The organism is Limnospira sp. PMC 289.06 (assembly GCF_032350395.1).
GTDB classification, from domain to species: domain Bacteria; phylum Cyanobacteriota; class Cyanobacteriia; order Cyanobacteriales; family Microcoleaceae; genus Limnospira; species Limnospira platensis.
The window spans coordinates 13,317-32,859 of record NZ_JARPLC010000048.1 but is presented as its reverse complement, the minus strand read 5'-3'; the positions used below and the strand labels follow the sequence as shown (position 1 = coordinate 32,859).

Genomic DNA, 19,543 nt, shown 5'->3' with positions numbered 1-19,543 from the left:
GTCGAACAGACTCTATGCTGTTCACCATAGCACAAAATGCTTGGCTAAGTGAAAGCAGCCCTTCTAGGGCGGGGTTTTAGACCCATGATTTTTGATAAAATTTCAACTTGCCACTTGACGAAACCATCAACACTTGTTAGTATAGATTTAGTTGAACAAAACATCAACCCTTTAGGCTCTACTGATAGCGCTCAACTGTCAATTCAACCACATCATGCCCTAGATGTAGAGTCGAAGGCTCCCAGATGTTGGGTCAAATGGCGAACCGGAGGACAGATCCCATGCTTAGGACTTGGACTGATACCCATTACCAACTCAATGATCGCGACTGGCTGTATATTGCCACCCATGAGGAACTAGGTTCAGCGTCCCTAGTCTGTCCTGGTTATACGCGCGACGGTACAGGATTTAGCATTCACTTTACAGCGGCTCACACGGAGACCTTAGAGAAACTGATCGCTGTCCTAAAGATTTTGAAAGCACAACCCCAACCATTATCTACTTATCCTGAACCGGAAAAGACAGTTTCTGTGATTCGCTAAACGCTGATTTTATCCAAATTTTCACAACCTAAATAAACCATGAATAAAACCAACGAAAAACCCACAATTTCTGTATTTGGAAGTAAGCACAAAGAAGCGATTTTAGTGCCGGAAATGCCTATCGCTGTCCGCAATAATTGCCAATCGGGAAAATGGATGATTGGAGATGAAGAATATGGCTCTAAATGCTCGATGACGATTATCAAATTTAGCAAATTTTTTGGCAGTTTAGGGCAAACTAACAACACATTATGGGGACAAATTTGGTTTGTGGCTGAATCGGGAGAACTTCCCCAAGGTGTTGTACTGGTCACCTATATTAAAAGTCGCTCTCTCAGTGATTTTAACCGCTTGGTGGCTTCTGTACAAAGCCAAGGTGTAGAACCCGCTATGGGGATTTTTGTGCCGGAATTTGTCCGCCATTCTGGTCAGAAACCTGATGAAAATGGAGTGGTAAAGCCGATTAATTACTATAGTTTAAAGTGGTCTTGGGTCGAACGTAGTGATTGGTCGATTTTAGAACAGGCGGCGGCGGTTTTAGCTGATGGGGCTAACCTGTCCCGTATGATTGACTTGGAAGGAACCCGACAAATGATCTGTTTGGATAATTTGTCACCTCATGAAGTGGCTTGTTTGATGGCGGCTCATTCCCCCTCAGATCGCGACAATGAGATGATGTTACCTCCGGCTAATGATCAACAAATTCCGGTAGCAGTGTCTTAGGGATTGAATCGGATTGATAGCTTAACTCTCCCCTGACCGAGGGGAGGGTTAGGAAGTGAAAATTTAGAGGATATCTGATGAAAAATGTAGTCCGGTTAACGCGAAAGGATTTGTGGGAACGTCAACTGCTGCAAAACTTGAGTTTAAGCGATCGCCTCCGAAATCATACCCTAGAAGATATCTCTAGTCTATCTGATGATTTGCAACATATTAGTTTTGTGGTAAAATCCATTCAGACAAACTATCAGGCTGTTCTCGAAGAAAATCAACGTTTGAAGTCTTTGCTAATGGGATTAATTGATGGTTGCTATTGATGGGAAGGTAATCGCTGCCCGAATTGTCGAGCCATTTTAGCAACTTTAAACCCTGAGCAACCCGCTATAAGTGAGCAGCCCAAAAACTCAGATCAAAGTATCGCTAAAATCCGGAGATTTGTCGATAACCACGAGGGTTAAGTTGGCAATTTTCGGGTGATTTTATGAATCTAAAATGAGCGAGGTCAAATCATGAGCAAATTAGCATCTTTAGAAACCCAGTCTCAAATTATGGCGGCGTTCTCTAAAATTATTAGCGATCGCCAAAATATAGTTTCCAAGGTAGCGACCAAAGAAGAACAAGCCGAACGGGAAAAACGGAAACAGGTTCTGGAACAGGCGGCGACTTATACGGTTGATAGCTTGGTGAAAGGATTAGCAGATTTACAGCTAGATTTTAGTGGTGTAATCACGGAACTTTCGGAAAAACTAGAAACCGAATCTGCTAAATTAGATGCTATTAAACGCGGCATTAGTATTCAATCTCAGCAACTGGAGGAACTCCAGAAAATCCGGGTGGTGGCTGATGTTTTGCATCTTTTAACCCAAGAACATCAAGAAAAGATGAACTTGCTAGAGACACAAGCGAGCCAAGGTCAAGAAAGCCTGGAAAAAGAGATGGCTAGGGAACGGAAGTTATGGGAAAAAGATGAAGAGGACTGGGAAGCGGCTGCGGCTGAATATCAAGAAAATATGGCTAAACATCGTCAGCAGGAAGTGGAGGATTATAATTATAATTTACAGCGCCAGCGACAAATTGAAACTGATCAATATGAGGAGGCGAAGCGTCGCTTAGAACGTGAAATTGAGGAAACTACTAAAGAAAATGAGAAAAATTGGCGAGAAAGGGAAAAAGTTTTGAATGCGGAACAGGCGAAATTTGAGAGCGATCGCCAACGGGTGGCTACCTTTGAGGAAGAGTTAAAACAGGCTTTAAATAAAGCGAAAGAAGAGGCGATTCAAGAAGCTACTCGCGAGGCAAAAGTTAAGGCGGATCTGTTGGCTAAGGAATGGGAATCTAATCAACAGGGATATCAATTGCAAGTGGCATCATTAGAAGCAACTATTGAGCGACAAAATGAACAAATCACGAATTTGTCGGCACAATTGCAGGAAACCATGAAACAGGCTCAAGATTTGGCAATGAGGGCGTTTTCTAGTAATCGTAACAATCAATAATTTCGGGAAAATTTAACTAGGAAAAATCGGAGAATAATTATCATGGCAAAAATCAGCGATCGCAACACCAAAGCGGAAATTTTAGCAGCCTATCATGAACTGCAAAAAGAACAGGAATCCCTGAAAGCAGAGGCTAGTAAATCCCCCGCCGCCGCGCCACCGTCGCCACCACCGCCACCCCCAGCAGCTACAGCAGTTAAGACGGTTACACCACCGGCACAACCGCCTAAGTCCAATAAGTCAAAATTGCAATCTACCCTAGATAATTTAACTATACTTCAGTCAAGTTTTGGGGGGGTAATTAGTGAATTATCAGACCAGTTAACGTCAGAAGCTACCCGACTACAAGAATTACAAAATGGGGTAGCAGAGGCGGAACAGCATTTGCTAGAATTGCATAATATTGAGTCAATAAGTGATGATACTTTAGATGTTTTGATTCAGCAGTATCATCAGAGTTTTAAAGAATTTGAGCAGGAATTAAGCGATCGCCGCGAGACTTTAGAACTGGAATGGGAACGACAACAAGCCACCTGGAAGAAGGAAAAAGAAGAACATCAACAGTTAGTTAAAGAACGCAATCAGACGGAGACTAAAAACCGGGAGCGCGACCAGGATACTTATCAATATAACCTGCAACTTGAGCGAGACTTAGACCAAGAACAATATCAACAAAATCAGGCTGAACTTTACAAACAGCTTGAGGAATTTCAACAGGAAAAGCAGCAAGAATGGTTAGAAACAGAAACAGCGATCGCTCAACGGGAACAAGAACATTTAGAAGTTAAAACCAAGGTGGCAGAATTTGAGAAAAACCTGGAAGATGCCATTAAAAAAGGCAAGGAAATGGGGCGGAATATCGGCAATTATCAAGCCAAAATTAAGGCTGATTTATGGGGTAAAGAAGTGGAAGGTCAAAAACAGTTCTACGAACTGCGAGTTAAATCCCTCAGCGAAACGATTAGCAATCAAGAAAATCGCATTCAAAGCATCTCTAAACAACTAGACTCAGCCCTCAAGCAAGTTCAAGATTTAGCGGTTAAGGCGATCGAAGGTTCCTCTAATTCTAATTCATTCCAAGCCATGAAAGAAATCGCCTTAGAACAGGCGAAAAATCAACAAAAGGGTAAATAGTCCCATAGGGGCGGGTTAACTAACATCAATCAACCCGCCTACTGTATGGAAATATAATTGATAATGGTGGGTGAGGGCGGGTTTATTAATCTTCTGGTTGGCAAATATAATTGATAATGGTGGGTGAGGGCGGGTTTATTAATCTTCTGGTTGGCAAATATAATTGACAGCGGAGGCGCGCCCCTACATGATATCGCCTTTTCTTATCAATCATCTGGTGGCTTTAGTTGCCATGGTCTGGCTATAATTGTAGTTATTGTAATAGAGAACAGCCCGATCTTGAGCAGTTAGATAATTAGGGTCATTAAAGGGGACTTGCTGCATGAGTTGGCTGGCGAGTTGCCAATTTTTGCTGATGGTTTCCCAGTCTTGTTGTGATTGAGCAGTTTGGGTCAAATTAGCTGCTTCTGTGGCTTTGCGGACGGCTTCAGCAAAGGGATCTGAATTAACTAGGGGTTCTGTGGGTGGCTCTATCTCTGCTTCTGGTGGGGGTTCTGGGGATGATTCTATCTGTGCTGCTGGTGGGGGTTCTGGGGATGATTCTATCTGTGCTGCTGGTGGGGGTTCTGGGGATGATTCTATCTGTGCTGCTGGTGGGGGTTCGGAATTAATTAGGGGTTCTGTTGTTTGTTGGGTTGTGGTAGCGATTAGGCTTTGGGAATTTGTGACAATATTGTTGACTATAAATTTGATGTATTCTAAGTTCCTATAACTTATGTTCAAGCTAATAATAAGGGTACATGAAACGGCGGCAATGGAGGCAAATTTTAATATTTGTTGGCGAGAAATGTGCTTTCTAATTAAGAATTCTGCCTGATATAAATACAGGGTTGAAATAAAGGAAATCAACATACCTGAACTAACTACTAATTGGGCTGATTCCCAATATCTGAGATGACAATAAGAGCTGTAACTGTAACATTGGTCAGGATAAAAAGGCACAACAACTATCAAAAAGACTAATGTAGCTATACATAAGATAATTACAGCTAGTATGCCTTCCCAAATACTTTGTGAACCTGGATATTTGGAGAATTTGCGAGGTTTTTTCAAAGCGGATTTTATGAAATGATGGCTATATGAAAAAACGGCAATTGCTGAAATTAAGCTACTGGCTAAAATAAATAATGCTAGGTGATGATTATTTGATATGTCATAGATAAAAGAACTCCAAAAACCCCCAAAGCGCGCGAAAATAGTCAAGACCAGAAAAGCCCATAAAAATAAGCCAGTTGTCCTTAACCAGGAACTAGGATAAGGGAACCATCGGGGCCATTTAAAGGGATATGCTGCTGGCTTAGGTGGTTTATGAGGGGGGGTTTGAGTGATGTCAATACATTGAGTCCAGGCGGGGTGAAATTGCGCTAATTCTCGACCTTGAACTACAATGTTGGTAATATTTTGAGGCTGAATTTTACTAATAATTTGTTTAACTAAATCAACGGAATAATCTTGATGAGGAAGTGTTGGAGACTCTAGGGTGATTTCGAGATAATCATTTTTGAGCTGGGTGTAAACGGTGGTATCCTCAAGGGGGAGTAGGTGTTGAATGACGGATGCGATCGCCTCTGGATCACCCAGCCTAGCTTGTTTAATGGAAGGTTGATTTTGCATAGCCCCTGATTGCCTGCTCGATCATCCAATTATAACAAGGTGATGGTGCGGGGTGATCATGGAAGTGGGAAAAAGTGGCTAGAGTAGGCTTTGCATTGTATCCCAAGTCAATCCTCGTTGAATATATTTAGGATTGGCGGGGTCATAGGGACTCAGGAGGCGATCTATCTCCAAAATTTGGGCATGGTCAGGTAAAACGGGAATATCAGGGTCAAAAGCAGTAGGTCGCATGAGAGAACTAGAAAAACCCTTAAAAATGGCAATTTCATCTAATTCTCCGTCAACTGAGACCCGCACGAGCAAAACTTCCCCAGGATGATTTTTGGTGTAATTTTCTAAGGTATCTTGCATGAGACTAATTTCCGGTAGCCGAACGTCCCTGTCTTCCGAGACGAATGACAACAAAATAGGCAAAACATCCGACATAAATTAAGAGGCCGACAATTGCCAAAAAGCCCAAAAATGGGGGATTCCAACCAGGATGAAAAATCTGTTTATACATCCAAGGGGGGTCAAGCCAAATTCTACAGCCGGGGTCAGCCAATAAATTCTCAGCGCTGAAAAAAGCGCAGCGAAGGGAAGGCAGAAAAATGAGGGCCCCGATCGCATTATAAACAGTAATCGCCCATCGCCAACTGGTGAGGGTCAATTTTAAGGGGGAAGGCTGCATATCCTCGATTTCTTCGTTGAGATCGACCCAAAACCATAAACTAACTGGGATGAGGATACGAGAAGCGATCGCACAAATAAAACCTATGGGGATAGCAGCGATCATCAGATAAAGGGTAATCATCAACAGACTAGCGACCCGCCAATAGATAATCAACAGGTGAGTGATAACCTCCAGCTTTTCCACCAGAGCCCAAATAAGTAAAATTAGGGGAAGGATAACCGTAAATATAACCGCGAGTCTGTAATCCATCCAAACCCAAGTCTCCAGACTTGACGGAGTAGCAGCTATGGATATGATGGGGTTTAACATTATATTTTGATAGAGAGTGCTGAGACCGTGCAGGAGCGACCCAAGACCATTTCGGTCAGTTTTCCCAAAACCGAAAAAATATGACCCATTATGGGTCAGGTATGCCCCCTAGCATGGCGATTTAGCCAAGGCTAGGGGAGTTAGGTAAACCAGGGGCAGTTAATCGTCGTAAAGCCGGCACTCTGCGGCTTCTGGGTTATTGTCACAATAAACCTCAAAAGAGCTTTTCTGGGGTTTTTGCTTTTTGTGAGCCGCCGCCGCCTGAACTTCTTCTACAGCATCCCAAGCCGCCGCGCACTCTGGGGAGGTTCCCCCTTGAGTATCGCAGACGTTACGGGCTTCTTCCCGTTCTTTTTCGATGATTTCGTTAATGTCGTTGTTCATATAACCTCTTGTCCAATCTTACAAATTTTACCAAAAGCCTGACCCAATCAACTATGATAGCAGGCAATGATTGAGATAGTTCCCTGCATCAGATAAATTTAGGCTGCCCATAGTTTGTAATAGATCACTCGAAAGCGTCAACCCAAAATCGGAAGTAATCTTTTAATATTTCTCGTAACCCACCATAAATCAAGTGATAGCAACTTTAGGATAATGATAAATACAACAGGACCCATGGAGTGGGTCAGCGCGATTTCCACTCGTCCATCCTTGGAAGCAGCAGTGACGGAGGTAGTTAAAAAATGTCAAGAATCGCTGAAATCGTCGCCGGATCTAGGTTTGGTGTTTATATCTTCGGCGTTTAGCAGTGATTATCCCAGACTCATGCCATTATTAGCGGAACAGCTTTCGGTGCGGGTGCTAATTGGCTGTACAGGTGGCGGTATAGTTGGTATGCAGACGGAAACACAGGTAAAAGAAATCGAGGGTAAACCCGCATTAGGCTTATGTTTAGCCCATCTTCCGGGGGTTGATATTTGTCCTTTTCATCTAACTACCAATGATCTACCTGATTTAGATAACCCCCCAGAGGACTGGGTAGAATTGATTGGGGTTCATCCCCAAAATGACCCTCAATTTATTGTGTTGATTGACCCGTTTTATGGGAAGATTAATGATCTCCTACAAGGGTTAGATTATGCCTATCCAGAATCGCCGAAGGTGGGAGGATTAGCTAGTTCTGGGATGATGGGTCGGGCGACGGCTGTATTTTGTAAGGGCGAGATGTACTCTGCTGAAGCTGTGGGAGTGGCCTTAACGGGAAATATTGTCTTAGAAACTATTGTGGCTCAGGGATGTCGTCCCATTGGGGAGCCTTATCGGGTGAGTGAAGGGGAAAGAAATATTATCTTAACGGTGCAGAAATGTTCGGAAACTGATGGTCTGAATATTAACTGTGGCGACGAAGTCGCGCCTTTAGAAGCACTACAGGAATTGATCGCGGAACTGGGGGAAGAAGACCGACAACTGGCTCAAAATTCGTTGTTTGTGGGTGTGGCGCGCGATGAGTTTAAAGCCAATTTAGAATCGGGGGATTTTTTAATTCGTAATTTGATGGGAGTTGACCCCAGAGTGGGGGCTATGGCTATAGGCGATCGCGTTAGACCGGGACAACGCATTCAGTTTCATTTGCGCGATAGTCGCACTTCTGCGGAAGACTTGAAAGGGTTACTAACTCGCCACCAGAAGCTGACAGAAGCTACTACAGAAGTAGCTAAGGAAGGGGCGCTGATGTTTTCCTGTTTGGGACGGGGAGAAAATCTTTATGGCCAGCCAGATTTTGACTCGAATCTATTTCGGGAGTATTTTAAAATACCCCTAACGGGATTTTTCTGTAATGGTGAAATCGGACCCGTGGGAAATGCTACATTTTTGCATGGGTATACTTGTGTTTTTGGCATTTTGCGCCAACGGTAATATTTTGAGATCACATCATGCAAATCAAAAAAGCGTTAGTAACTGGGGCTTCATTCGGTATTGGGGAAGAGTTTGCTAGACAAATAGCCCGCCAAAATAGCGATCTGGTTTTGGTAGCCCGATCGCAAGATAAATTAGAAAAGTTGGCCTCGGAGTTACAATCCCAATACGGGGTAAAAGTCCAGGTAATCAGCCAAGACCTGACGGAAGCGGGCGCGGGACAGGTAATCTTTGACCAGGTGGAGGGGGGACCGGAGACGGTGGATCTGTTGGTAAATAATGCGGGGTTTGGGGACTATGGACCTTTGGATGAGCGATCGCTCGCTAAACAATTGGCAATGGTGCAACTCAATGTTACCGTCCTGGTAGAGTTGACCCATCTATTCCTGGGGGTGATGAAAGCCCGCAGCTTTGGGGCGATCGTCAATGTATCATCGATCGCCGGATATCAAGCCCTACCCTATATGTCTGTATACTCTGCCACGAAAGCCTTTGTGGTCAACTTTAGTCAGGCTATATGGGCGGAAAATCAGGATACAGGGGTGCGGATTTTATGCCTTTGTCCTGGCCCGACAGAATCGAATTTTTTTGAAAATGCCGAATTTCCCCAGTCCATGAAAGGCTCTGGTAACAATTATGCCAGCGCCGCCGAAGTGGTGAAGGAAACCCTCTCTACCTTAGACAAAAAAGACTCTACCCTGGTGACGGGAGGTATCCCTAATCAGATTATTGTCAACTTACCACGGTTAATGCCCAGAGATACCATAGCCAGTTTGGTAGAAAAGCAATTCCGACCCAAAGGGTAGCTTTCCCTTCTGTTTAGCCTAATTTATCAATTCAATAAGCTGTGGTAGATGTTTTCTGCAACAATGGTTTGTTAAACCGTTTGCGCTTTGTGCAAATCGGAGCAGATTTCAAAAAAACAATTTTGGTTATGAAGCGTTATCGTTCAATTTTGGCTTGTGTTTTGGCATTTGTAACCGCCTTCGTGGTAGGTTGCAGTTCTCCTGTGGCGGTGGAACCTCCCAGCTATAGCAGTATTCAGCTTGAAAAAATCCAGGAGTATAAATCTAATATCGTGGCTATACGCGATCGCTCCACCACAGAACTGGTTAGTTATATCCAAAAGGGTGACTGGATCAATATCGATAATTTTGCCCACGGTCCCTTTGGTACTGTACTTCAGGAAATGAACTATGTAGTTCGGAACCTACTTCCCAATGAACAACCAGAAGCCCGCAAATTGTCCCGCGAGGTGTTTGAGCATTTACAGGATATGAGTGAGGCGGCGGCTAAAGCCGATCGCCAACAGGCGGCTATCAGCTATCAGGAAGCCCTGAAAGACCTAGATTTGTTTTTGAGCAAATTTCCCCAAGTTTAGGGAATAGGCAGTTAGGGAAGGCGAGGCGCGTGGCTTATGACTAGGGTTGTGATTGTCGGGTGTGGCATTATCGGGGCGGCGATCGCCTACGAACTTAGTCTGGTGTCGGGGTTAACCGTCACGGTGGTAGATCGTCATCCACCCGCTACCCAGTCAACCGCCGCCGCTTTGGGGGTATTAATGGGGGTCATTAGTCACAAAACCAAGGGGCGGGCTTGGGCTTTACGGCGCGAGAGTATGGCACGCTATGAAACCCTAATTCCTGAATTGGAAGCCTGTAATGGGTATGCCATTCCTTTTAACCGCCAAGGGATTTTGATGTTAGGGTTTGAGGGGGAAAATTGGCATCGTTGGCAAGAATTAGCTACTATCCGCCGTGAACAAGGTTTTCACCTGGAGTTAATGGATCAGCCAACTGTGCGATCGCATTATCCCCAGATTAATTGTGAGCGAGTCACGGGGGCGATATATTCCCCAAGCGATCGTCAAGTGAACCCCACAACTATAACTAAAGCCCTAGTAGCCGCCGCCCAAAAAAATGGGGCTAAATTTAACTTTGGTGTTAATGTCGAGGGCTGGGAAATTACCCAGTTGGGTCATGGTCAGAAACTCTGTCAGCGCCTAAATACTGCCTCTGGAAGCCTTCCGGCTGACTGGGTGGTGGTGGCAGCGGGTTTGGGGAGTACACCCCTACTCCAGAGCCAATCTATGCCCTCTGGGGTAACAATTAAACCCGTCCTCGGACAAGCCCTCAAATTGCGCTGTGGTGAACCTTTGGGGGGTAATCATCCTCAACCTGTGATTACTGGGGATGATGTGCATATTGTACCTTTGGGGGGTGCTGAATATTGGGTGGGTGCAACGGTGGAATTTCCAGACCCCAGCGGGGAAGTCCAAGGGCAACCACAACAACTTGATTCTATTCTCCAAGGGGCGATCGCTATTTGTCCCGCCCTCGCCCAAGGGGAAATTATCCACCAATGGCATGGGTTAAGGCCTCGTCCAGAAGGTAGACCCGCCCCGGTTATCGGTCCTTTGGCGGGTTTTGCTAATGTCCTACTCGCTACGGGACACTACCGCAACGGGGTGTTATTAGCCCCAGCAACCGCCTTAGAAATACGTCAGATGATTAGTGGTAGCATTTAGACCGCCAAAAACTCTTTAATGACTTCCCGACTGAGATCTTCAGTTAAGCCAGAGGCAACTATTCCGCCTTTTTGCATGGCATAATAGCGATCGGCTTGGCGGACAAAGTGTAAATGCTGTTCCACCAATAACACAGAAATTCCCCTAGTTTCAATAATCCGCCGCACCGCTGCTTCAATTTCTAGGATAATTGAAGGTTGAATGCCCTCTGTGGGTTCATCTAAGACTAATAGACGCGGCTTTCCCATTAACGCCCTGGCGATCGCTAATTGTTGCTGCTGACCACCGCTAAGGTCTCCCCCCATACGAGACAGCATAGTTTTTAACACTGGGAATAAATCAAAAATATCCTCTGGTATTTCTCTTTTACCTCTCCCGGCTTTCCCAGAGGCTTCCAAGCCTAACAGGAGATTTTCCTGCACCGTGACGCGGGGGATAATTTCTCGCCCTTGGGGAACATAACCAATGCCTAATTTAGCCCGTTTGTGGGTGGGAATTTGGGTAATGGGAACATCCGCAAATTTCACCTGTCCGGTGCGAGGTTTGAGTAGTCCCATGATGGTTTTTAATAAGGTAGTTTTTCCCACACCATTACGACCAATTAGACAAACCATCTCCCCCACCGGAACACTTAAATCAACATCCCGTAAAATGTGGCTTTCTCCGTAATAAACATTCACACCAGAAACCTGTAACATGAGGTTTGATGGGATGATATGGGGTTGGATATCGGCTTGAGTTGATGTCATTTTACTTACTCCTCCTTTCCTAAATAAACCTCAATCACTCTGGGGTCATTTTGCACCTGATCCATATTTCCCTCAAACAAAACTGAGCCCTGGTGTAATACTGTCACCTGACGCGCTATTTGTCGGACAAATTCCATGTCATGTTCAATCACAATAATTGAGTGACTTTCCGCTAAGGCTAACAATAAATTACCGACGTTTTCCGTTTCCTCATCAGTTAGTCCCGCCACCGGTTCATCAACTAATAATAAATCGGGGGACTGCGCCACTAGCATACCAATTTCTAGGCGCTGCTTTTCACCGTGGGCTAAAAATTCGGCTTTTAATTCGGCTTTGGCTGCTAAACCCACCGTTTCCAACAGTCCCGCCACGGTTCGTTTTTCTCCAGAAATAGGGCGACGAAATAGGGTAGGAAACACATTTTTATTTTGATTAACCACCAGATCCAAGTTTTCGGCTACGGTCAAATTTAGATAAACTCTGGGAGTCTGAAACTTGCGACCAATTCCTAGCCGAGCGATTTTATATTCCGGGATATTGCCTAAATTCCGACCCTTAAATATAACTTGTCCTTGGGTAGGTTGCACTTTTCCGGTGATGGTATCTAAAAAGGTAGTTTTTCCCGCACCATTAGGGCCGATAATTACCCGCAATTCCCCAGTTTTCATGCTAAAGTTAAGGTTATTGAGGGCTTTAAAACCATCAAAATTTACGGTAACATTTTCGATTTCTAAGATATTCATGACCAGTCAATTAATCAACTCAATATTAACTCTCAAGTTCTTCGCGTTCTAATTGCAATTCGGGGTCTTCTTCTAGTTGAGGATAGGTCATGATAGGCTGTCGTAAACCTAAGAGCGATCGCATATATTCCCAACCATCTGTTCGTAACCATCCCACTATACCACTAGGGAGAACTGTCACCACAATTAAGAATAATGCCCCTTGAAAAAATAGCCAAACTTGGGGGAATTGTTCACTGAGGAAGGTTTGACCGAGGCGCACTAATACAGTTCCCAAAATCGCCCCAACCAGGGTAGCCCTACCGCCAACGGCTACCCAAATCACCATTTCAATAGAAAAGGCTACCTCCATAAAACTAGGGGTGATAATACCACTTTGAACAGTATATAATGCTCCAGAAATTCCGGCGATCGCCCCCGAAATCGCAAAGACCAAAACCTTAAACCCGGTGGGGTCATAGCCAGAAAATCTCACCCGATTTTCATCGTCTCGAATGGCTACTAATAAACGCCCAAACCTCCCACTGGTCAGCCACCGACACAGTAAATAAATTAAGATCATCAACAGAATCGACAATTCATAAAATACCAGTTGGGCGGCGGGGGAACCCGCCTGAGTCCCAAAAATCATAGTGGTATCTGTTTTGAGTCCATTGGTGCCGTTAATATATTTTTGTTGACCGTTAAACAGATGAAAAAATACCAGCAAAGCCGCCTGAGTGAGGATGGAAAAGTAAACCCCTTTAATGCGGTTACGAAATACCAAATATCCCAAGATTGCCGCCACGATACCGGGAATTAAAAAGATGGCAACTAGGGTAAACGGAAACGAATAAAATGGTTCCCAAAACCAGGGAAGGTTTTCGACTCCATACAGCATAAAAAAGTCGGGAATTTGACCTTCTGGAAGCTGTAACTGTAAATACATGGCTAGGGCGTATCCTCCCAGGCTAAAAAAGATGCCATGTCCTAAACTTAGCAGTCCTGTATATCCCCAGATTAAATCAATCCCGAGGGCGACAATACATAGGGATAAGAAACGCCCCAATAGCTTTAATCTGAAGACTGGCAAAGCTAAAGGCATAATCACACCTAAAATAATGGCGATCGCTATAATTACCACAATTTCAATGAGTCGCTGTTGTTGCTTCTGTTTTTGTTGGGCGATCCTACCGATTTCCTGATTCATATATATGACCCAATTAACCTTAATTAACCATGGATAAAATGTTGATTTTTCAAGTGTTCGCAAATCCCCATCTACAACTCAGCAGTTCTGCCTTTAGGCGGGAAAATGCCAGCAGGTTTAATTTGCAAAAAGGCAATAATTAGCGCAAAGACTAACACCTTAGACATACTGGTTGTGGCAAAGAAACTCAAGAAATCGACCACAGGCTGTAGAACATCCACAGAGGATAATAAGAACGCCAATGTTCCCGAACCAATCAAATAAATTAAGCTGCCTATAGCTAAAGCGGCTAACACCGTCCCCAGCAAATTTCCCACCCCACCAACTACCACGACCATAAAGGTATCAACGATATAATTTTGTCCGGTATTCGGTCCGACTGAACCCAATAAAGTAATCGCACAACCTGCCACCCCAGCCAGTCCCGAACCCATAGCAAATGTCAAAGCATCAACCTGGTCTGTAGGGATACCCAAACAAGCACTCATTTGGCGATTTTGAGTTACTGACCTAATCCTTAAACCCCAATTAGAGCGATTAAGAAATAGGTAAATCAACCCCAAACATACCAACCCCAGAATAATAATAAATACCCGCGCATAAGGAACTTGAAAATTCCCTAGGGCGAACCCTCCTCGTAACCAAGCGGGGGCGGTCACATCGACATTTCGGGCGCTAAACCAGGGTCTGGTCAAAACTTGCCCTGCTAAGTTACCCATCAGAATACTAGCAGTTGTAGAAATTCCGATAGATAAGACTAACAAAACTGCCCTCGCCCACTTGCGAATTTTCTCCCAGTCCTGGCGACGCTTAACGAAGAATAAGCCCCCAAAAAACAAGAGGGAAAATAAGCCCAAACCGATTACCATTTGCCAGTTGACACTACGGACAAATTGGCGTAAAATTAGACTAACCCCCCAGGTGGCTAATAAGGTTTCTAAGGGTCGCCCATATAGGTATCGAATCACGCCTCTTTCTAATAATAATCCGACTAAAGCGGCGACAATGAAGGCAACGGGAATAGCCAAGAATATATAGAAATTAAACAGGGGTTCTCCCAGGGGTCTAAACATATTCTGCACGACAAAGGTGGCATAAGCACCCAGCATCATTAACTCCCCGTGGGCGAGATTAATTACCCCCATTAATCCAAAGGTGATTGAGAGTCCTAAAGCGGCGAGGAGTAAGACGGAACCGATACTGATGCCATTAAAAAAAGCGATCGCAAGTTCTTGCATTTTTCAAGATTTAAATAACATAGATTCAGGCTATTTAAGAAAGGGCAACCCTTCCGAGTTGCCCCTAATTTGGGAAGGTTTAAACCCCTTCCATTCGGAATCTTTCACCACGGGCGGGGTCAGTCCAATCGCAGGCATAACCCCTGGTGCTAGGAACATACTGATTCCAGGCTAATGGTTCAACCGGACCATCAGAAGACCAGATAATATCAAATAAACCATCATCACGGACTTGACCAATTCTCACAGTCTTAGATAAGTGATGATTAGGATTAATAGTTACTAACCCATGGGGGGCTTGTAATTGCTGACCTATTGCCGCCGCCCTAACGGCTTCTAAATCGTCCGCTGTCCCCGCTTGTTCAACTGCTTGTTTCCACAGATAAACCATAGTATAAGCAGCCTCCATGGGGTCATTAGTAACCCGGTCTTGACCATGTTTAGCCTTAAATGCCTCCACCCAAGTCTGATTTTCTGGGGTCTCTACAGTTTGAAAATAGTTCCAAGAGGCATAATGTCCAATTAGGAACTCTCGGCCGATTTGTTGCACTTCCTCTTCAGCGATACTCACGGACATGACCGGGTATAAATCCGGTGTTAATCCTGAACCCTGTAGCTGTTTAAAGAAAGCGACATTACTATCACCATTTAGGCTATTAAAAATCACGCCTCCGTTGGGCAATGCCTGCCTAATCTTGGTAATAATTCCGGTAACTTCTGTATTTCCTAAAGGTAGATAATCTTCGTCTACGGTAGTGCCACCTTTAGCCCTAAGCTGTTCTTTAATGATGGTGTTTGCTGTGCGGGGGAACACATAGTCAGACCCGACCAAAAAGAACTCTCGACCTTTATTTTCTAATAGCCAATCGACGGCTGGTTCGATTTGTTGATTGGGTGCAGCCCCAGTGTAAAAAATATTCCGAGAACATTCCTGCCCTTCGTATTGCACGGGATACCATAACATATGGTTTCGGGATTCAAACACATCTTTAACTGCTTTCCGACTGGCAGAAGTCCAGCAACCAAAAACGGTAACCACTTGGTCTTGGTCAATGAGTTTTTCGGCCTTTTCGGCAAAGGTCGGCCAGTCAGAAGCGCCATCTTCAACTACTGCTTCAATCTGTTTTCCTAACACTCCTCCGGCTGCATTTATTTCAGCGATCGCCATTTGTTCGGCTTCCACAACCGTGGTTTCACTAATTGCCATAGTTCCACTTAAAGAGTGGAGAATACCGACCTTAATCGTATCGCCGCTGCCACTTCCAGGAGTCCCAGTTGTGGCATCTTCCGAGGGGGAACCACAGGCTTTTAATAGTACACTAGCACCCAAGGTAGCCGACCCATACAATAAAAACTTGCGTCGCCCTAATCTTCTGTTTATCATATCAATTTTACCAGTTGTAACGGGAACTAATCGAAGCAGGAAATTATCACAAGTTTGACAATTTCTTTTTAATTACTAGCCAATTTCCGAGAGTTGATGCTACTTGAGTAAATTTAAGACCAATTACATACCACCAAGGTTAGTTTTACCATGGATAAATCTACTCAAGCCCATAGACTTAATTAAGCATTTACCCTTAGCTAACTTGGTGAGAGAGAAATGGTCTTAACTTTTAGTTAACTTTAAGGCTAGTGGTGTATCCTAGGCTAAGTCAACCCCAAAAAATGTAGCTATTAATACAGTTTTCCGGTCAAAAGTGAGCATTGGGGGCTAATCATCAGTTATGGAGGTTAATAACTATATGTGACCTGAATATGATATCATAGAAAAATTTTGTTTCTGGTTGTGGAAATTTTAAGCTAAACAGCGATCGCATGAATTTTGAATGGTTGAGTATTGCCATGTTTATCGTGGCTTTAATAGTGTTAGCATTAGGCTATCCAGTGGCTTTTTCCTTGGGTGGTGTCGCCCTAATTTTCACCCTAATTGGCATAATTTTCGGAGTATTTGATCCCATTTTATGGTCAGCCATGCCACAGCAGATATTTGGGATTATGAACAATTTTACACTGCTGGCAATTCCCTATTTTATTTTCCTAGGTTCAATGCTAGAAAAAACTGGCATAGCCGAAAACCTGTTAGAAACCATGGGAATATTATTCGGAAGAATGCGGGGAGGATTAGCGATCGCCGTTATCATAGTAGGGGGACTTCTAGCCGCCACCACCGGAGTAGTCGCCGCCACCGTCATAGCTATGGGTTTAATTTCCCTGCCCACCATGCTACGCTACAGCTATAATAAAAGACTCGCCACCGGAGTAATTGTAGCATCAGGAACCCTAGGGCAAATTATCCCGCCCAGTGTAGTTTTAGTAGTCTTAGGAGATCAACTAGGAGTTTCCGTCGGCAACCTATTTATTGCCTCAGTAATTCCCGGACTATTAATGACTACCGCCTTTATTATTCATGTGGCGATCGCCTCCTGGTTACGCCCTGATATCGCCCCCGCCTTACCCACAGAAGTCCTCACAGCACCCGGTCTCAAACAGCGAGTCATCAAAGTATTAATTCCGCCCATATTACTGATTTTGTTAATCTTGGGAAGTATATTTTTTGGCATAGCCACACCCACAGAAGCCGGAGCCGTGGGATGTGTAGGATCAATTATCCTAGCCGCTTTTAACCGTCAACTGACCAAGGATAACCTATATCGCGCCTGTGATGCCACCCTACGAACCACCAGTATGGTAATATTTATCCTGATAGGTTCACGAGCTTTTAGTTTAGTGTTTCGGGGACTAGGGGGAGATAACATAGTTAAAGATATGTTTCTCAATCTTCCTGGCGGTCAAATCGGCTTTTTGATCATCTCAATGTTAATCGTATTTCTGTTGGGATTTTTTATCGATTTTTTCGAGATAGTCTTTATTGTAGTTCCCCTTTTACTGCCCATTGCTCAAAGCTATAATATGGATTTAGTCTGGTTTGGGGTAGTATTAGGCGCTAATTTACAAACATCCTTCCTCACCCCTCCCTTTGGCTTTGCTCTATTTTACCTACGAGGTGTGGCTCCTGCGTCTATCAGCACCGAAGACATTTATCACGGTGTGATTCCATTCATCACCCTACAGCTTATCGTTTTAGGGTTGATAGTCGTCTTTCCCTCCCTGGTCAACTTTTTGCCAGATCTCGCTCAGAACATCGGCCGTTAGAATAGATACAGTTAGCGACATTACTTATTTGTGCGATTAGATAATCATTATGGCGAAACCCACTCAGGAACAGTTACAACAAGAACTCGAGCAAACTAAATCCGAATTGCGTGATGTTTGGGAGGAATTAGAACGAGTCCAGTCTCAGTTTGAACAGGTATCCGGGGAACTCCAACAGGCTCAGACCCAAATTCCACAGCAGGAAACAGCCTCTGATACTAACTGTCAACAGGAATTAGAAGCGCTCCGGTCTCAGTTAAATCAGGTTTTGGCGGAATTGGAGCAGGCTAAGACTCAAATTCACCAGCAGGAAGCGGAAAAAGCACAACTGGAGTCCCTACAACAAGAGCTACAGACTACTCAAGATAGTTTGAACACGACTCGCACCCAGTTAGACCAGGTTCAGGCTCAAATTCAGCAGGGGGAAACGGACAAGGCGGAACTGGAGTCGGTCAAACAGCAGTTACAGGAAGCTCAAGCCAAGCTAACTAGCACTACTGAGGAGTTAGAAAAGGCTAAGACTCAAATTCAGGAGGCGCAAGGGTCAAAAGCACAACTGGAGTCGGTCAAACAGCAGTTACAGGAAACTCAAGCCAAGCTAACTAGCACTACTGAGGAGTTAGAAAAGGTCAACTGTCAGTTTGATGAGGTATTGGGGGAATTTGAGGAAACTCATTTTAAGTTACATCAAATTCAGCAGGAAACAGCCTCGGATACGGAGAGCAAGCAAGAATTGGAACGGGAGCTCAATTCTCAGTTAAATCAGGTTTTGGGGGAATTGGAACAGGCTAAGACTCAAATTCAGGAGGCGCAAGGGTCAAAAGCACAACTGGAGTCGGTCAAACAGCAGTTACAGGAAACTCAAGCCAAGCTAACTAGCACTACTGAGGAGCTAGAAAAGGCTAAGGCTCAAATTCAGCAGCAGGAAGCAGATAAAGCGGAACTGGAGTCGCTACAAAAAGAGTTACAGACTATTCAAGGTCAGCTAACCAGCGCCACTGAACAGTTAGACCTGCTTCAGTGTCAGTTTGATGAGGTATTGGGGGAACTGGAACAGGCTCATATTCAGGCTCAACAGGCGCAACAGGAAAAAGCACAACTGGAGTCTGTTCAACAGGAGTTACAGGAAACTAAAGAGAAATTTACGAGCATTCAGCAGGAGTTACAGCAGGGTCAGTTGAAGTTTGATGAGGTATTGGAGGAACTAGAAAAGGCTCATATTCAGGTTCAACAGGCGCAAGGGTCAAAAGCACAACTGGGGTCTGTCCAACAGGAGTTACAGGAAACTAAAGACAAGCTGAATAATAAGACTGAGGAGTTGAAACAGGCTCAGTTTATGCAAAAAGAAGCGGCTGAGGAAGTTGATAAGACTAAGGCTCAGTTACACGAGGCGCGACAAAATCTGCAAACACTGCGATCGCAAAAAGAGGAGACGGAGGGACTTTTGCAGAAGTGTCACGCTCAACTTCAGGAAACTATGGAGGTATTAGAGTCCTCCCACAGTCAACACAAACAGACTCAAGGGGAATTGGAACAATTGCGATCGCAAAAAGAGGAGACGGAGGGACTTTTGCAGAAGTGTCACGCTCAACT

General features: G+C 44.4%; 19 protein-coding genes. 10 read left to right on the top strand and 9 right to left on the bottom strand.

Annotated elements, in window-relative coordinates; genetic code table 11:
* Positions 1–281: 281 nt before the first annotated feature.
* From P5674_RS12175 to P5674_RS12155, 5 genes are all read left to right on the top strand, one after another.
* Entirely contained in the window at positions 282–542 is a 261-nt protein-coding gene (locus P5674_RS12175; protein ID WP_014277349.1) for a hypothetical protein, read from the top strand.
* Positions 543–581: 39 nt separating this feature from the next.
* On the top strand, positions 582–1,265 hold the full coding sequence (locus P5674_RS12170; RefSeq protein WP_014277348.1) for a hypothetical protein: 684 nt from the start codon (positions 582–584) through the stop codon (positions 1,263–1,265).
* 77 nt (positions 1,266–1,342) lie between these two features.
* The gene (locus P5674_RS12165) at positions 1,343–1,579 is read left to right on the top strand and encodes a hypothetical protein (protein WP_006616310.1); all 237 of its coding nucleotides are present in this window, start codon (positions 1,343–1,345) and stop codon (positions 1,577–1,579) included.
* A 192-nt stretch (positions 1,580–1,771) separates the two neighbouring features.
* Entirely contained in the window at positions 1,772–2,758 is a 987-nt protein-coding gene (locus P5674_RS12160; RefSeq protein ID WP_014277347.1) for a hypothetical protein, read from the top strand.
* 42 nt (positions 2,759–2,800) lie between these two features.
* Positions 2,801–3,892, top strand: a complete 1,092-nt coding sequence (locus P5674_RS12155) for a hypothetical protein (protein ID WP_014277346.1) — start codon at positions 2,801–2,803, stop codon at positions 3,890–3,892.
* Positions 3,893–4,102: 210 nt separating this feature from the next.
* Here P5674_RS12155 and P5674_RS12150 read toward each other — a convergent pair whose 3' ends face one another.
* The 4 genes from P5674_RS12150 to P5674_RS12135 all read right to left on the bottom strand — a co-directional run bounded on the left by P5674_RS12150 (position 4,103) and on the right by P5674_RS12135 (position 6,872).
* A complete protein-coding gene (locus P5674_RS12150) occupies positions 4,103–5,506 on the bottom strand; it encodes a hypothetical protein (RefSeq protein WP_315670016.1) in 1,404 nt (467 codons plus the stop codon).
* Between the two features lie 78 nt (positions 5,507–5,584).
* On the bottom strand, positions 5,585–5,857 hold the full coding sequence (locus P5674_RS12145) for a DUF7734 family protein (protein ID WP_006618040.1): 273 nt from the start codon (positions 5,855–5,857) through the stop codon (positions 5,585–5,587).
* 4 nt (positions 5,858–5,861) lie between these two features.
* On the bottom strand, positions 5,862–6,428 hold the full coding sequence (locus P5674_RS12140) for a DUF3177 family protein (protein WP_006618039.1): 567 nt from the start codon (positions 6,426–6,428) through the stop codon (positions 5,862–5,864).
* Between the two features lie 219 nt (positions 6,429–6,647).
* Positions 6,648–6,872: a Calvin cycle protein CP12 gene (locus P5674_RS12135; RefSeq protein WP_006618038.1), complete on the bottom strand. Its 225-nt coding sequence runs from the start codon at positions 6,870–6,872 to the stop codon at positions 6,648–6,650.
* 234 nt (positions 6,873–7,106) lie between these two features.
* Between P5674_RS12135 and P5674_RS12130 the strand changes: the two genes are divergently transcribed.
* Genes P5674_RS12130 through P5674_RS12115 form a run of 4 tightly spaced genes read left to right on the top strand, consistent with a single transcriptional unit; the run spans position 7,107 to position 10,875 of the window.
* The gene (locus tag P5674_RS12130) at positions 7,107–8,348 is read left to right on the top strand and encodes an FIST signal transduction protein (RefSeq protein ID WP_006618037.1); all 1,242 of its coding nucleotides are present in this window, start codon (positions 7,107–7,109) and stop codon (positions 8,346–8,348) included.
* A 17-nt stretch (positions 8,349–8,365) separates the two neighbouring features.
* Entirely contained in the window at positions 8,366–9,154 is a 789-nt protein-coding gene (locus P5674_RS12125; protein ID WP_014277343.1) for an SDR family NAD(P)-dependent oxidoreductase, read from the top strand.
* A 41-nt stretch (positions 9,155–9,195) separates the two neighbouring features.
* Positions 9,196–9,729: a photosystem II protein PsbQ gene (gene psbQ, locus P5674_RS12120; RefSeq protein WP_231852042.1), complete on the top strand. Its 534-nt coding sequence runs from the start codon at positions 9,196–9,198 to the stop codon at positions 9,727–9,729.
* 36 nt (positions 9,730–9,765) lie between these two features.
* Positions 9,766–10,875, top strand: coding sequence for an NAD(P)/FAD-dependent oxidoreductase (locus P5674_RS12115; protein ID WP_014277341.1), 1,110 nt, complete (start codon positions 9,766–9,768; stop codon positions 10,873–10,875).
* Here the strand turns inward: P5674_RS12115 and urtE are convergent.
* The 5 genes from urtE to urtA all read right to left on the bottom strand — a co-directional run bounded on the left by urtE (position 10,872) and on the right by urtA (position 16,178).
* A complete protein-coding gene (gene urtE, locus P5674_RS12110) occupies positions 10,872–11,624 on the bottom strand; it encodes an urea ABC transporter ATP-binding subunit UrtE (protein ID WP_014277340.1) in 753 nt (250 codons plus the stop codon). The two genes, P5674_RS12115 and urtE, sit on opposite strands and share 4 nt — an antisense overlap.
* 5 nt (positions 11,625–11,629) lie before the next feature.
* Positions 11,630–12,367 (bottom strand): urea ABC transporter ATP-binding protein UrtD, encoded by a 738-nt coding sequence (urtD, locus tag P5674_RS12105; protein WP_006618032.1) that lies wholly within the window; start codon positions 12,365–12,367, stop codon positions 11,630–11,632.
* 25 nt (positions 12,368–12,392) lie between these two features.
* Positions 12,393–13,556, bottom strand: coding sequence for an urea ABC transporter permease subunit UrtC (gene urtC / locus P5674_RS12100; RefSeq protein WP_014277339.1), 1,164 nt, complete (start codon positions 13,554–13,556; stop codon positions 12,393–12,395).
* Positions 13,557–13,627: 71 nt separating this feature from the next.
* Positions 13,628–14,794: an ABC transporter permease subunit gene (locus P5674_RS12095; protein ID WP_014277338.1), complete on the bottom strand. Its 1,167-nt coding sequence runs from the start codon at positions 14,792–14,794 to the stop codon at positions 13,628–13,630.
* Between the two features lie 79 nt (positions 14,795–14,873).
* A complete protein-coding gene (gene urtA / locus P5674_RS12090) occupies positions 14,874–16,178 on the bottom strand; it encodes an urea ABC transporter substrate-binding protein (protein WP_006618029.1) in 1,305 nt (434 codons plus the stop codon).
* Between the two features lie 434 nt (positions 16,179–16,612).
* Between urtA and P5674_RS12085 the strand changes: the two genes are divergently transcribed.
* Positions 16,613–17,950, top strand: coding sequence for a TRAP transporter large permease (locus tag P5674_RS12085; RefSeq protein ID WP_006618028.1), 1,338 nt, complete (start codon positions 16,613–16,615; stop codon positions 17,948–17,950).
* Positions 17,951–19,543 lie beyond the last annotated feature (1,593 nt).

What these genes read in the sequence shown, in the direction of transcription:
- urtD (WP_006618032.1), bottom strand. Translation starts at nt 12,367, where the DNA reads ATGAATATCTTAGAAATCGAAAATGTTACCGTAAATTTTGATGGTTTT.
- urtC (WP_014277339.1), bottom strand. Translation starts at nt 13,556, where the DNA reads ATGAATCAGGAAATCGGTAGGATCGCCCAACAAAAACAGAAGCAACAA.
- P5674_RS12150 (WP_315670016.1), bottom strand. Translation starts at nt 5,506, where the DNA reads ATGCAAAATCAACCTTCCATTAAACAAGCTAGGCTGGGTGATCCAGAG.
- P5674_RS12140 (WP_006618039.1), bottom strand. Translation starts at nt 6,428, where the DNA reads ATGGATTACAGACTCGCGGTTATATTTACGGTTATCCTTCCCCTAATT.
- P5674_RS12175 (WP_014277349.1), top strand. Translation starts at nt 282, where the DNA reads ATGCTTAGGACTTGGACTGATACCCATTACCAACTCAATGATCGCGAC.
- P5674_RS12165 (WP_006616310.1), top strand. Translation starts at nt 1,343, where the DNA reads ATGAAAAATGTAGTCCGGTTAACGCGAAAGGATTTGTGGGAACGTCAA.
- P5674_RS12170 (WP_014277348.1), top strand. Translation starts at nt 582, where the DNA reads ATGAATAAAACCAACGAAAAACCCACAATTTCTGTATTTGGAAGTAAG.
- P5674_RS12155 (WP_014277346.1), top strand. Translation starts at nt 2,801, where the DNA reads ATGGCAAAAATCAGCGATCGCAACACCAAAGCGGAAATTTTAGCAGCC.
- urtE (WP_014277340.1), bottom strand. Translation starts at nt 11,624, where the DNA reads ATGACATCAACTCAAGCCGATATCCAACCCCATATCATCCCATCAAAC.
- P5674_RS12135 (WP_006618038.1), bottom strand. Translation starts at nt 6,872, where the DNA reads ATGAACAACGACATTAACGAAATCATCGAAAAAGAACGGGAAGAAGCC.
- P5674_RS12125 (WP_014277343.1), top strand. Translation starts at nt 8,366, where the DNA reads ATGCAAATCAAAAAAGCGTTAGTAACTGGGGCTTCATTCGGTATTGGG.
- P5674_RS12160 (WP_014277347.1), top strand. Translation starts at nt 1,772, where the DNA reads ATGAGCAAATTAGCATCTTTAGAAACCCAGTCTCAAATTATGGCGGCG.
- urtA (WP_006618029.1), bottom strand. Translation starts at nt 16,178, where the DNA reads ATGATAAACAGAAGATTAGGGCGACGCAAGTTTTTATTGTATGGGTCG.
- P5674_RS12115 (WP_014277341.1), top strand. Translation starts at nt 9,766, where the DNA reads ATGACTAGGGTTGTGATTGTCGGGTGTGGCATTATCGGGGCGGCGATC.
- P5674_RS12085 (WP_006618028.1), top strand. Translation starts at nt 16,613, where the DNA reads ATGAATTTTGAATGGTTGAGTATTGCCATGTTTATCGTGGCTTTAATA.
- P5674_RS12095 (WP_014277338.1), bottom strand. Translation starts at nt 14,794, where the DNA reads ATGCAAGAACTTGCGATCGCTTTTTTTAATGGCATCAGTATCGGTTCC.
- P5674_RS12145 (WP_006618040.1), bottom strand. Translation starts at nt 5,857, where the DNA reads ATGCAAGATACCTTAGAAAATTACACCAAAAATCATCCTGGGGAAGTT.
- P5674_RS12130 (WP_006618037.1), top strand. Translation starts at nt 7,107, where the DNA reads ATGGAGTGGGTCAGCGCGATTTCCACTCGTCCATCCTTGGAAGCAGCA.